The sequence below is a fragment of the Tardiphaga sp. genome, from assembly GCF_028290495.1.
In the GTDB taxonomy this organism is placed as follows: domain Bacteria; phylum Pseudomonadota; class Alphaproteobacteria; order Rhizobiales; family Xanthobacteraceae; genus Tardiphaga.
This window is the reverse complement of record NZ_JAQGJT010000177.1, coordinates 1-12812: the sequence shown is the minus strand read 5'-3', so window position 1 is coordinate 12812 and position 12812 is coordinate 1. Positions and strand designations below refer to the sequence as shown.

Below are 12812 nucleotides of genomic sequence, written 5' to 3'. Positions count from 1 at the left end.
TCTGATTCAATCCGGCCATAAAAGCCTCTAGGGTGGACTCTCGTTCGCCTCCGGTGATCGTCCCAAGGAAATTTGACATGCGCGCGCTTCGTGTTTGCCTGCTTGCTGTTACCGCCTCGTCCTGCGTGACGACCCTGCACATCGCCTCCGCCCAGATGATGAAGCCCGCAGCCTCACCGGCCGCGAAGGGGGCGTCGGTCAGCGAGACGCGTTATTTCACCTCCATCGACGGGTTGATGGACGGCTTTGCCGACGTGGTGCTGCGCGAGACCCGGCAGGGCAAGGCCGTCACCGCCGCCACACTCGACGTCTGCTATCCCGCGGAGAAAGGCTCCGAGCGCAAGGACCGCTTCGTCGCCGACCTCACCGTCAGCGGCCAGAGCCTGACCGGCGCCACCCAGAGCCAGATCGACAAATTGCCGGTAACGGTAAAGCTGGCGCGGCGGCCGACCGGCGACACCTTCGAGTTCAAGGGCCAGATCTCGGTAGGCCAGACCACCAACAACGTGACATCGACGGACAATTCCGACCAGAGCGAGAAGGAATACCGCGACAACCAGACAACCGACGACAACATCGCGGCTGCGCCGAAGGATTTCACCGAAGTGTCGCCGGAGGCGGTGGCGGTGAAGATCAAGCTGGAAGCCGCGCTGGATTTCGTGCGCTCGCTGCGCGGCCAGGCCGTCGAGGTGTCGCTCTCAAGCCTCAGCGTGTCCTGCGACGCGCTGCGGGCCGGCGAGCAGGTCATCAACCTCAACATCGATCCGGAACGCGCCGGCGCCTTTATCGCCAAGGCCAAGACCTATCCTGGCGTGGTCAATGCCGGCTGGACCAGCGGCAGCGTCGACATGGAGCGCACCGTCCGCTTCAACGCCGCCGAGTGGCGCGATGGCGACAAGATCAACCGCGACAAGGTCGCAGCCGCGCTCGCCACCGTGTTGGCGAAGTCGCTGTCGGCCAAGCCCGCCGGTGTCAAATGGGATGACGAAACCGGACGCATGAAGCTCTCCTTCAAGCGCCCGAGCCAGGTGCTGCCGGCGCTCGAACTCACCGAGACCGTCGAGGTCGGCGCCATCGTCGCGGCCGACAAGCCCGGCGCGTCCGACAAGCTCATCGCGTGGATCAGCACGCCGTCGATCGCGACCTCCGACGAAACCTCCGGCGCCAAGCTGAACCTCGCCGACACCGCCAACACCGACGAGGAAAGCGACCCCCGCGATGACAACGGCGCGGTGGCGGCCCTTGCCGCAGAGTTCAAGGCGCAGCGCTGGGATTCCGACAAGTCGGTATGGAAGTAGATAAAGACCGCCTCCCCTTTACCCGCTTGTAGTCGCGCGCCTCAGCCGGTCAGTTCGTATTCAGCCTGAACCGCAGCGGCTTTGTGCCGATGAAGGTGACGGCGTCGCCCTGACGCTTCCAGTTGGTCGCGGCACTCAGCGTCGCCAACAGATCGTCGTCGAGCTGCGCGCGCGCCGCGGGGCAGTCGCGCGCTTCCATTACACCGGCGACGAAGACGACCGTGTCGCCGGCCACCGAAAACTGTCCCTTGCCGCCCTTGCACCACAGCTCGACGCGAGTCTCGCCGGCGTCGCCGATCTCTAGATTGGGCACGCGCTTCGACCCCGGCATCCGGCTGGCGTCGAGCGTCATCTCAAGCCCGAACGGGAATTCCTCGGCGGCGTAAACGGGCAGGCCCAGCAGCAAGGCCGAGCCGACCACGCCGGCACGCAACAGGTTGATCGTTGAAATCATTTGCACTCTCGAAAGGTGGGAATGGGCATCGCCGCAACGTCGGCACAGGGAGAATACCCGTTCGCGCACAAATCGGGCGTCAAAGAGACGGCCATGTCCTTCGCCTCTCCCTCTGGCGAAGCTTTGCTTCGCGCGCAGGGAAAGGCGAAGGGGCACTGCATGGACTACGGCTTCAGCACCATCTCGGTGAACGGATACACATAGGCCTGCAGCATCACGAAGCAGCCGACCATGCAGGCCAGCACGATGGAGTGCCAGAACACAAATCGGAGGATCGTGCCCTCATGCCCGAACCAGCCGGTCGCCGTGGAGGCCACCACGATCGACTGCGCGTCGATCATCTTGCCCATCACGCCGCCCGACGAATTCGCAGCGCTCATCAGGATCGGCGACAGGCCGAGCTGCTCCGAAGTGATCTTCTGCAGATTGCCGAACAGCACGTTGGAGGCCGTATCCGATCCGGTCAGCGCGACGCCGAGCCAGCCGAGCAACGTACCGAAGAACGGGTACAGCACACCTGTCGCAGCAAACGCCAGACCGAGCGTCGCGTCCACGCCTGACAGCCGCGTCAGCGTGCCGATCGCCAGCATCGCCGAGATCGTGATCAGCGAATAGGCGCAGAGCTTGATGGTGCGGCCGTACTCCATGATCATCTTCCAGGGCGAGAAGCCCATCACGAAGCCGGAGATGATCGCGGCGAGCAGCATGCCGGAGCCGGTGAACGACACATAGGTGAAGGCGAACACCGCGCCCTCCGGCGTCGGCTTCGCCGCCACCGGCGGCACCTTGTTGATCATGTTGTGCAGCTCGGGCACCGGGTAGCTCCAGGTGAAGATCGGGTTGACGATGCCCTTGAACCAGTTGGTGCCCCAGATCAGCAGGATGATGCACAGGATGATCCACGGTGTCAGCGCGCGCCACACCTCGGCCGTGCTCAGCGGCTCGGTATTGAACGGCTTGACCGGCGGCACGGTGGAAGCCGAATCGTCGCGCGTGCGCAGCGCCGCCGAGGTCCAGATCTTCTTCGGCTGCCAGACCTTCAGGAACAGGATCAGCGTCGCCATAGAGATCAGCGACGCGCCGATATCGACGATCCAGGGGTTGATGTAGTTCGAGATCAGGAACTGAGGAATCGCAAAGGACAAAGCGGTGACCAGGATAGCCGGCCAGACTTCCTTCATGCCCTTCCAGCCGGCAAAAGCCCACACCACCCAGAACGGCACGATCATCGAGAACACCGGCAACTGCCGGCCGACCATCGCGCCCAAAATGAAGGGATCGAAGCCGGTGACGGTGGCGAGGCCCTGGATCGGCGTGCCCAAGGCGCCATAGGCGACGGGCGCGGTGTTGGCGATCAGCGACAGGCCGGAGGCGGCGAGCGGCGAGAAGCCGAGCCCGATCAGGATGGCGCCGGTGACGGCGACCGGCGTGCCGAAGCCGGAGGCGCCCTCGAAGAATGCGCCGAACGAGAATGCGATCAGCAGGATCTGCAGGCGGCGGTCCGCGGTGACGCCGCCGATCGCGCGCTGCAATATCTCGAAGCGGCCGCTATCCACCGTCAGCCGATACATGAAGATGACGTTGAGCACGATCCAGCCGATCGGGAAGAAGCCGGTGACGATGCCGAGCACCGAGGCGCGCACCGACATGTTGGCCGGCATGGTGAAGGCGTAGATCGCGACCAGATTGGCCAGCACCAGCGCGATCACCGCAGCGATATGCGCCTTGACCTTGTTGGTGGCGATCAGCACTAGCAGCACGACCACCGGAATGGCCGCGACGATGGTTGAGAGCGTACTGCTGTTGAATGGATTGTAGACCTGATTCCACATAGCGATTCTCCCCCCACGCTGAATTTTGGAGGCCCGACTTGCGTGGAAGCCCGGGCCACTCGCGGCATCGGGGTGGAGGCTTCAGGGAATGCACGCACCGTCGGCTGCCGGATGCCGTTGCCGCATGCATCGGGAAAGGCCCCCGCCCCTCGCCGTGCCAGCATGCTAGGGTGATCAACAATTCGCGACAAGACGCCGCAGACCATCGAATCAGCAACTTTAGTCTACAGATTGAAAATCCCGCCTATTCAGGGCCTTGAGGCCCCCCTCCGGAGACGATCTGTGAACAACATGCGCTCCACACTCGCGACCGTCTGGCGGATCGCGATCCCGTATTTTCGCTCCGAAGACAAATGGATGGCCCGCGGCCTGCTGGCGGCGGTGATCGTCATCGAGCTGGCGGTGGTCGGGCTAAACGTGTTGTTCAACCGCTGGAACAACGTGTTCTACAACGCGCTGCAGGAGCGCAATCTCGACGTCTTCACCTATCAGCTCGGTTACTTCTCAGTGCTGGCGGCGATCTTCATCGCTCTCAAAGTATACCAGCTCTATCTCAATCAGTGGCTGCAGATCCGCTGGCGTCGCTGGCTGACCGAACGCTATCTCGGCGGCTGGCTGGCTCATGGCAATCACTACCGCATGCAGCTGCAAGGCGACGCCGCCGACAACCCCGACCAGCGTATCGCCGAAGACACCCAATTGTTCGTTGACCGCACGCTGTCGCTCGGCGTCGGCTTGCTGAGCTCCGTGGTGACGCTGGCGTCCTTCGTCATCATCCTGTGGGGCCTGTCCGATGCGGCCCCCCTGCACATGTTCGGCCGCGACATTCCGATCCCCGGATATCTCGTGTGGGCCGCGCTGATCTATGCGGTAATCGGCACCGTGCTGACGCATCTGATCGGTGCCCCGCTGATGGGATTGAATTTCCAGCAGCAGCAATATGAAGCCGACTTCCGCTTCAACCTGGTGCGCGCCCGCGAGAACGCTGAACAGATCGCGCTGCTGCACGGCGAGCCGGTCGAGCGGTTGCGGCTATCGACGCGGTTTGCCCGCGTGGTCGGCAACTGGCTGGCGATCATGAGCCGCACCAAGAAGCTCACCGCCTTCACCGCCAGCTATTCGCAGATCTCGGTGATCTTCCCCTACGTGCTGATCGCGCCTGCCTATTTTGCCGAGAAGGTTCAGCTCGGCGGCATGATGCAGACCGCATCGGCCTTCGGCAGCGTGCAGGACGCGCTGTCGTTCTTCATCACGGCCTATCGCACGCTGGCCGAATGGCAGGCCGGCGTCGCCCGTCTCGATGGTTTCGAACAGGCCATCGCCAGCGCCGAGACGCTGACCACCAAACCCGAGACCGTCCACGTTGCGCGCGCCGGCAACGGCGCGATCGACCTCACCGATGTCGCCGTTAGCCTGCCCGACGGCACGCCGCTGGTGGCCGCGGACGCCTTCCAGTTCCGAGGCGGCGAGAGCACGCTGTTCACCGGCCCGTCCGGTTCCGGCAAGTCGACGTTGTTCCGCGCCATCGCCGGCATCTGGCCGTTCGGAAAGGGCCGGATCGCGATTCCCGCGGACGCCACACTGATGATGCTGCCGCAGCGGCCGTATTTTCCGGTCGGCACCTTGCAGGACGCGATCGCCTACCCCGCCGAGACCAGCGCGTTCACGCCGCAAAAGATCGCGGAGGCCGTGGCGGCGGTCGGGCTGCCGGCGCTGCTGCCTCGGCTCGACGAGGAGGCGCACTGGAACCGGATGCTGTCGCTCGGTGAACAGCAGCGTCTCGGTGTCGCCCGCGCGCTGCTGCACAAGCCGCAATATCTGTTTCTCGACGAGGCCACCGCTTCGCTGGACGAGCCCTCGGAAGCCGCCCTCTATCGCTTGATCGCGGAAAAACTGCCGGCCACCACCGTGGTCTCGATCGGCCACCGCAGCACGCTGCAGGCGTTCCACCTGCGCAACGTCACGCTGGCAAAATCGGCCGCGGGTTACACGCTGGCCGAGGGTGCGACGAAGCCGGCGTAACTCGCAGCGGCCATCGCTCGCGCAAGCGGGCGATGGCCGACCGCGGCATCACGCACACGATATCGCTGCTAAGGCCACACCCGCCGCCCCGCCCAGCGGTGCCAAGCCCATGCGAACGCCGCCAGCAACAGCGCGCCGATCAGCACCGGCGCAATCACAAAACTCCACGGCAGATTGTTCGACACCACCAGCAGCGGGTTGATGCCGGCCGGCGGGTGAAACGTGCCGGTGAGAACCATCGCCAGCACGGCAAGACCCACCGCCATCGCCGCTACCCAGGGCTGCGGGCCGGTCAACTTGAGCACCAGACATCCGATCACCGCCGAGATGACGTGACCGCCGATCAGCGCGCGCGGCTGCGCCGGGGCAGCGTCGGGCGATCCGATCACCAGCACGATCGAGGTCGCAAAGGGAATGATAACGAGCGGATAATGCGCGGCGGCGGAGAACCATTGCATCGCACCGATGGCGATCGCAGCACCAAGCCCGGCGATGATGCCGGCCTGCCAATGGCGCCGCTCAAAGAGGCGGATCGCCAGCCACACGTCTCGCCCATCCCGTTCCATGCCAAACTCCGACAAAACCCGCGCAAACAAAAAGGGCGGCAGATTTCTCTGCCGCCCCTGAATGCCAGGTGAAGTACTTACTTCAGGTTGGTCATCGCGGTCAGGTCAGCCGACAGCTTGACGATGCCGGTCGCGCCGCACCAGCTCGAGCCAGCGCCACCCGGATTGATCGCGGTACGATCGGAGGTGCCCGAAGCGGTGAAGTCCGAAGTGAAGGCGTTGCAATCACCCTTCGATAGGTTGGTGTCGGAGTAGCGCAGGTCCAGCGTGAACACCTTGTAGGTGAAGCCGATGCCGATGTTCCAGGTGTTGTAGTCGGCATACTTGATGCCGGGACCAACGCCGGGGGTCAGCGAGTAGAACGAGTCCGAAGTACCCAGCCACTGGCGACCGAACTCACCCGAAACGTAGGAGCCGATGCCGCTGGTGCCGAACCATGTCGACGGCGCGATCACCTTACCGGTGACCGAAGCGTAGGTACCTTCAGCGCCGAGGTTCAGGAAGTTCGGCGAGTAGTAAGCGTTACCGCCGAGCGAGAAGTAGTCGTTGAAGGTGTAGTTGAGCTTGGCATAACCCTCAAAGAAGCTCGCATCCTTCTTGGCGACGTTGCCGTTCGCGAGTGCCGACGAACCGACCGGGCAGAGAACGCCGCCGTTCTGAACGGTATCGATGCACTGGCCACCCGGATAACCGTAGTACCAGAAGCCGAAGTCGAACGCGGCGGCGCCGAAGGTCGGGCGGATACCAAAGTAGCCATCGAGCTCCATGGCGGCGCGGTTGGCGAAGGAGATGCTCTCACCGGCGACACCGGCGTACAGCTGAACGTCCTTAGTGATGTTGTAGCGCGGCTCGAAATAAGCGGCGACGGAGCCCTTCTGGCCGTTCGACTGCGTCACGCCGCGGAACACGTAGTTGCTCATGATCGCGCTGCCGAAGGCGATGTCCCAGGGATCGAAAGCGACGATCGGCGGCGCTTTCTTGTACATCTTGGCGGCCATGTCGGCGGCCGAAGCGGAGCTCACACCCACTGCCAGCATCGCCGCAACCGTGATCATAATTTTCTTCATGTTCTTCCCCATCGCATTTGAACCAATGCAGTGTCGTGCCCCTTGGACAGCGGTACTGCGAAACCCTGAACCTGACGCAACTCTGGGGCGCAATGGGAGGAACGAGAAGTTAAAAAAACTAGCAGTTGCCGACTTATTGGGCGTTCTGACGTTTCCGTGAGAGGATGTTCTTTGGTGTTGCACAATCACAACAGCTTTGAGCCGGCTCCACGCCGGGGAAAACGCGAATTGAAACATTCACCGCCCACCCCAAGCGGAGTTTCGGCACCGCTGAGGTTTAGCGATACTTTTTTTCACCGGAATCGACGCGCAAATGCCCGCATCGATTCGCTTACCGCGCGTATCCCCGGGCGCATCAATTATAACGGCACGCCCGATCAGCGCGACGTCCCACCTTGGCGGGGGAGGATTCGAGATGGCGACCTTCACGCGTTCCCCCTAACGCCGAAGGCCGCAACGGTGAACGTTGCGGCCTTCGGTCTTTAACCGGGTCGGCCCTTGAGGGGCCTAATGGGTGTCGTCGCGATCCAGCAGATCGGTCTCGTCGGGCGTGGCTTCGCCGCTGGAATGGCCCTCGACGGGGGTCGGATCGGGCTCTGGCTCGGACCAATCCGACGTCTCGGGTGGCAGTTCGGGCGCCGTCTGGGCAACCGGCTTTGGCTTGCGCGGCGCGCGCGGCTTCTTCGGCGGCTTGGGCGGCAGCGACACCGGCTCAAGCGTCGCGATCGGGGCAGCCGTGTTCATCAACTCTTCCGGCACGCTCACCGAGGGCGCCGCCGCCTTCTTGGCGCGGGCCTTTTTCACGACGGCCTTGGGGGCGGCCTTCTTCACCGCGGCCTTTTTCGGCGCAGCTTTCTTGGCAGCCTTTTTCACGGTTTTCTTGGCCGTCTTCTTGACGGCTTTCTTGACCGTCTTCTTGGCGACTTTCTTGCCAGCCTTCTTGGCCGGCGACTTCTTCGCGGCCTTCTTGGCCGCTTTCTTCACGGCTTTCTTCACGGCTTTCTTGGCCGACTTCTTGGCAACCTTCTTCGCGGACTTCTTGGGACCCTTCTTCACGGCCTTTGCCGCCATCAGAAGCTTCTTTTTGTTTTTCTTGTCCTTTTTGTCCTTCTTGGATTTTTTGTCTTTCGCCATGTGGTCCTCCTGTTGGGGCGCCGACCGGGAGCGATCCAGCGTTCGCATTGTCCTTCGACGCGGTCCGCGCCAGCGCGCGGCCTTGTTCGCTCAGTTCAATCCGGGACGGGGACCGCCAGTCGCCCAATCCAGAAGTTCGATCGTATGCACGACCGGCACGCCGGTGCCGCCGGCGATCTGAACCATGCAGCCGATGTTGCCGGCGGCGATGATATCGGGCTTGAGCATCGCGATATTGGCCACCTTGCGGTCGCGCAATCGGCTCGCAATGTCAGGCTGGAGAATGTTGTACGTGCCCGCCGACCCGCAACATAGATGGCCTTCCGGGATATCTTTCACCACGAATCCGCTCTTGGAAAGCAATTCTTTGGGCGCTTGCGTGATTTTCTGTCCGTGCTGCAGCGAGCACGCCGAGTGATAGGCGACGACGAGATTGCTACGCTCCTGCGGCGCAGGGAGATCGAGCCCGCTGACATATTCGCTGATATCCTTGGCGAGCGCCGATACTTTGGCCGCGGGGCCGGCGAATTCGGCGTCCTCGCGCAGCAGATATCCGTAGTCCTTGACCACCGTGCCGCAGCCCGACGTGGTCACCAGAATAGCGTCGAGCCCGCCGCGATCGGCCTCACCGAGCCAAACGCTGATATTGCCGCGCGCCCTGGCCAGCGCGTCGCCGTCGCGGCCGAGATGATGGGTCAGCGCCCCGCAGCATTGCTCGTCGCGGACCAGCACCACCTCGATTCCGTGCCGCGTCAGCAGTCGGATTGCCGCCTGGTTGATGCGTGGCGCCAGCACCTGCTGGGCACAGCCCTGCAGCAGCGCCACCCGGCCGCGCCGTGGCCCCTGCGCCGGAAACACGTTGCCGCCCTGCGGCGCTGGCGCCGGCAGCCGGGACGGCGCCAGCAGCAGCATGGCGCGGAGCCGACTCAGCAGATTTGGATTGGACTGGTTCCGGGTCGAGGGCAGCAGCGCCGCCAGCGGCCGGGCCAGCCGCGCCAGCACCATGCTGGCGCGAAACAACTTCGGCCGCGGCAACACCATCGCCAGCACCGACCGCAGCGCGCGCTCGGTGAATGGCCGTGTGTAGTCCTGTTCGATCTTGACCCGCGCCTGATCGACCAGATGCATGTAATTCACGCCGGACGGGCACGTGGTCATGCAGGCCAGGCACGAAAGGCAGCGGTCGACGTGCTTGACCACTTCCTTGGTCGGCTTCTGGTCCTTCTCCAGCATCTCCTTGATCAGGTAGATGCGACCGCGCGGACTATCGAGTTCGTCGCCGAGCAGCACATAGGTCGGGCACGTCGCGGTGCAGAAGCCGCAATGCACGCAGGCGCGCAGGATCTTGTCGGCCTCGGCAATGTCGGGATTGGCGAGTTGCGTCAGGGTAAATTCGGTTTTCATGTCGTCTGTCCACGCGCCATACGGCCGCGATTGAGAATGCTTTTCGGATCGAAACTGTTGCGCACCCGCTCGCCGAGCGCGGCAAGACCCGGGGCTTGCGGATGAAACACATCGACCATGCGCCGCACCTGCTCCGGCGCGCGGATCAGCGTGGCGTGGCCGCCGGCCGCATTGACCAGCCTGCGCAAGGGCGCAGCCTGCGCGTCGGCCGACGGCGGCAGCGCCGCCCAGATCAGCCCGCCGCCCCAGTCGTAGATCACCTCGCCTTGCGAAGCCTTGGCGATCTCCTGTCCGAGCTTGCCGCCCGAGGCAGGCGGACAGACGATGCGCCACACCGGCCACATTGCGCGCGGGCCGTTGGCCGCGAACGGCACGACATCGCGAATACCGGCCCACAAGGCGGCGGACACGCCGTCCTCGACGATCTCCGCCGTGCCGAACGAGGCCAACGTCGCCGCCAGCGACATGGCGCGATGCTTCGCCGACACCGTGATGCCCTCGAGCCGCAGCAACGTCACCGATTGATCGGGCTCGGCGATATCGCCGAGCGGCCCCTGCGTGGTGCGCAGCGCCGAGCCCGGCAAATGCGCCGCGCCCGACAGGTCGAACGGCGAGCCAAGCGCGGCGGTCATCGCTTTGTTCGCCTGGAGATCGTCGAGCCCGCGCAGCAGCAGCGTGCGCTCGCTCTCGGCCCGTGGCATCACCTTCAGCGTCACCTCGGTCATGACTGCCAGCGTGCCCCACGATCCAGCCAGCAGCTTGCACAGGTCGTAGCCGGTGACGTTTTTCACCACGCGGCCACCGGCCTTGAAGCTGTCGCCGAAGCCGGACACCGCATGCGCGCCGAGCAGATGATCGCGCGCGCCGCCGGCCTGAATCCGCCGCGGCCCGGCGAGCCCCGCCGCGATCATGCCGCCGATCGTGCCGACGTCCGGCGTGCCGAGTAGCTGCGAGGTGTTCATGGGCTCGAACGAGAACTGCTGGTTCTTGGAATCGACCAGCGACAGCACGTCGGCCATCGGCGCACCGGCCTGCACCGTGAGGATCAGCTCGTTGGGCTCATAGGACGTCACCGCATTCAGCGCGGAGAGATCGAGCACCGCATTGGTCGCCACGGGCTGGCCGACCATGCGCTTGGAGCCGTGACCGACGATCTCCAGCGGCTGCTCGCCGGCAATCGCCGCGCGCACCGCGGTCTCGACGTCCTGGGCGTCGCGTACTTTCAAAATATCCACGTCAATTTCTTCTTGTTGTTATCGAGGTCGCTAGTCGCCTCCCTCCCTCTTGCGGAGAGGGTCGGCCGGAGGCCGGGATGGGGGTGCCGCAAACTCATCATCAGAACCGCGGCAAATCCGGAAACGCCAGTTGGCCCGCATGCACATGCATGCGGCCAAGCTCTGCACACCGATGCAAGGTCGGAAACACCTTCCCCGGGTTCAGCAGCCCCTGCGCATCGAACGCACACTTGATCCGCTGCTGCTGGTTGAGGTCGATCTCGCTGAACATTTCCGGCATCAGGTCACGCTTCTCGATGCCGACGCCGTGCTCGCCGGTGAGCACGCCGCCGACCTCCACACACAGCCGCAAAATGTCGGCGCCGAAATCCTCCGCAAGCTGCAGCTCGCCGGGCTTGTTGGCGTCATACAGGATCAGCGGATGCAGATTGCCGTCACCGGCGTGAAACACGTTGGCGCAGCGCAGCGCGTATTTCTTTTCCATCTGCTGGATCGCCAAGAGGATGTCGGCCAGCCGCTTGCGTGGGATGGTCGAGTCCATGCACATGTAGTCGGGGCTGATGCGCCCGGACGCCGGGAACGCGTTCTTGCGGCCGCTCCAGAATCGCAGCCGCTCGGCTTCGTCGCGGCTGACGGCCAGCGCCGTGGCGCCGGCTGATTGCAGCACCGCGCTCATGCGGCCGATTTCTTCTTCGACTTCCTCGGGCGTGCCGTCGCTCTCGCACAGCAGGATCGCCTCGGCGCTGAGGTCGTAGCCGGCGTGCACGAAATCCTCCACGGCGGCGGTCATCGGCTTGTCCATCATCTCCAGTCCAGCGGGGATGATGCCGGCTGCGATCACGGCTGCGACGGCGTCGCCGGCTTTGCGCACGTCGTCGAAGCTGGCCATGATGCAGCGCGCCAGCTGCGGCTTGGGGGTGAGCTTGACCGTCACTTCGAGGGTGACCGCGAGCATGCCTTCGCTGCCGATTACGACCCCCAGCAAGTCGAGCCCCGCGCCATCGAGCGCGTCGCTGCCGAATTCAACGGCCTCGCCTTGCGCCGTGAAGCCGCGCACCTTGATCACGTTGTGCAGCGTCAGGCCGTATTTCAGGCAATGCACGCCGCCCGAGTTTTCGGCCACGTTGCCGCCGATGGTGCAGGCGATCTGGCTGGAGGGGTCGGGCGCGTAATACAGGCCCAGCGGCGCCGCGGCCTCGCTGATGGCGAGATTGCGCACGCCGCATTGCACCCGCGCCGTTCTGCTGGCCGCGTCCATCGAGAGGATGCGATTGAACTTGGCGAGCGACAGCGTCACGCCCAGTGTGTGAGGCATCGCGCCACCGGACAAGCCGGTGCCGGCGCCGCGCGCCACCACCGGAACATCGAGCGCATGGCAGGCGCGCAGCACGGCTTGGACCTGCGCCTCCGTTTCGGGCAGCGCCACCACCAGGGGCCGCTGGCGATAGGCCGTGAGGCCATCGCACTCGTAGGGCGTGGTTTCCTCGGCGTTCCAGATCAGCGCTTGTGGCGCAAGCAGCGGCTTGAGCGCGCGCACCACGGCCGCCTGGCGCTCGGCGCGCTGCACCTGGGTCATCTCCTGCGAGGCGTTGGTTGTCATGGCGGTTATTTGAAGATCACTGTCTTGTGGCCGTTCAGCAGCACCCGGTGCTCGCTGTGCCACTTGACGGCGCGTGCCAGCACCTGGCTTTCGGTGTCGCGGCCCATGGCCGTCAGGTCCTCCACCGTCTTGCTGTGATCGGCGCGGGCGACGTCCTGCTCGATGATCGGGCCCTCATCGAGATCGGCGGTGACGTAGTG

At 64.4% G+C, this 12812-nt stretch carries 10 protein-coding genes and 1 pseudogene; 2 read left to right on the top strand and 9 right to left on the bottom strand.

The window, feature by feature from the left end; all coding sequences use genetic code 11:
* Nucleotides 1–77 precede the first annotated feature (77 nt).
* Complete coding sequence (locus JWQ24_RS26215) at nt 78–1298, top strand: hypothetical protein (protein ID WP_299814782.1); 1221 nt, start codon at nt 78–80, stop codon at nt 1296–1298.
* A gap of 49 nt (nt 1299–1347) precedes the next feature.
* Here the strand turns inward: JWQ24_RS26215 and JWQ24_RS26210 are convergent, their stop codons facing one another.
* The gene (locus JWQ24_RS26210) at nt 1348–1650 is read right to left on the bottom strand and encodes an META domain-containing protein (RefSeq protein ID WP_366521468.1); all 303 of its coding nucleotides are present in this window, start codon (nt 1648–1650) and stop codon (nt 1348–1350) included.
* Nucleotides 1651–1916: 266 nt separating this feature from the next.
* On the bottom strand, nt 1917–3584 hold the full coding sequence (locus JWQ24_RS26205) for an L-lactate permease (protein WP_299814776.1): 1668 nt from the start codon (nt 3582–3584) through the stop codon (nt 1917–1919).
* Between the two features lie 282 nt (nt 3585–3866).
* On the opposite strand from JWQ24_RS26205, the gene JWQ24_RS26200 reads away from it, so the two are divergent.
* Nucleotides 3867–5606 carry an ABC transporter ATP-binding protein/permease gene (locus JWQ24_RS26200; protein WP_299814773.1) on the top strand — a complete coding sequence of 580 codons (1740 nt, stop codon included), beginning with the start codon at nt 3867–3869 and terminating at the stop codon, nt 5604–5606.
* Between the two features lie 68 nt (nt 5607–5674).
* Here the strand turns inward: JWQ24_RS26200 and JWQ24_RS26195 are convergent, their stop codons facing one another.
* The 7 genes and pseudogenes from JWQ24_RS26195 to JWQ24_RS26165 all read right to left on the bottom strand — a co-directional run.
* Nucleotides 5675–6172, bottom strand: a complete 498-nt coding sequence (locus JWQ24_RS26195) for an HPP family protein (protein WP_299814770.1) — start codon at nt 6170–6172, stop codon at nt 5675–5677.
* Nucleotides 6173–6249: 77 nt separating this feature from the next.
* Nucleotides 6250–7239, bottom strand: coding sequence for a TorF family putative porin (locus JWQ24_RS26190; RefSeq protein WP_299814767.1), 990 nt, complete (start codon nt 7237–7239; stop codon nt 6250–6252).
* A 507-nt stretch (nt 7240–7746) separates the two neighbouring features.
* Nucleotides 7747–8373 carry a hypothetical protein gene (locus JWQ24_RS28640; RefSeq protein ID WP_366521467.1) on the bottom strand — a complete coding sequence of 209 codons (627 nt, stop codon included), beginning with the start codon at nt 8371–8373 and terminating at the stop codon, nt 7747–7749.
* A gap of 90 nt (nt 8374–8463) precedes the next feature.
* Nucleotides 8464–9777 (bottom strand): glycolate oxidase subunit GlcF, encoded by a 1314-nt coding sequence (gene glcF, locus JWQ24_RS26180; protein ID WP_299814764.1) that lies wholly within the window; start codon nt 9775–9777, stop codon nt 8464–8466.
* Nucleotides 9774–11012, bottom strand: coding sequence for an FAD-binding protein (locus tag JWQ24_RS26175; protein ID WP_299814761.1), 1239 nt, complete (start codon nt 11010–11012; stop codon nt 9774–9776). Before JWQ24_RS26175 ends, glcF begins: the two co-directional genes overlap by 4 nt.
* A 100-nt stretch (nt 11013–11112) precedes the next feature.
* Nucleotides 11113–12612: an FAD-linked oxidase C-terminal domain-containing protein gene (locus JWQ24_RS26170; protein ID WP_299814758.1), complete on the bottom strand. Its 1500-nt coding sequence runs from the start codon at nt 12610–12612 to the stop codon at nt 11113–11115.
* Nucleotides 12613–12617: 5 nt separating this feature from the next.
* A pseudogene (locus tag JWQ24_RS26165) lies at nt 12618–12812 on the bottom strand (formyltetrahydrofolate deformylase); the annotation flags it as partial.

What these genes read in the sequence shown, in the direction of transcription:
- JWQ24_RS26190 (WP_299814767.1), bottom strand. Translation starts at nt 7,239, where the DNA reads ATGAAGAAAATTATGATCACGGTTGCGGCGATGCTGGCAGTGGGTGTG.
- JWQ24_RS26210 (WP_366521468.1), bottom strand. Translation starts at nt 1,650, where the DNA reads ATGACGCTCGACGCCAGCCGGATGCCGGGGTCGAAGCGCGTGCCCAAT.
- JWQ24_RS26170 (WP_299814758.1), bottom strand. Translation starts at nt 12,612, where the DNA reads ATGACAACCAACGCCTCGCAGGAGATGACCCAGGTGCAGCGCGCCGAG.
- JWQ24_RS26215 (WP_299814782.1), top strand. Translation starts at nt 78, where the DNA reads ATGCGCGCGCTTCGTGTTTGCCTGCTTGCTGTTACCGCCTCGTCCTGC.
- glcF (WP_299814764.1), bottom strand. Translation starts at nt 9,777, where the DNA reads ATGAAAACCGAATTTACCCTGACGCAACTCGCCAATCCCGACATTGCC.
- JWQ24_RS26205 (WP_299814776.1), bottom strand. Translation starts at nt 3,584, where the DNA reads ATGTGGAATCAGGTCTACAATCCATTCAACAGCAGTACGCTCTCAACC.
- JWQ24_RS26195 (WP_299814770.1), bottom strand. Translation starts at nt 6,172, where the DNA reads ATGGAACGGGATGGGCGAGACGTGTGGCTGGCGATCCGCCTCTTTGAG.
- JWQ24_RS28640 (WP_366521467.1), bottom strand. Translation starts at nt 8,373, where the DNA reads ATGGCGAAAGACAAAAAATCCAAGAAGGACAAAAAGGACAAGAAAAAC.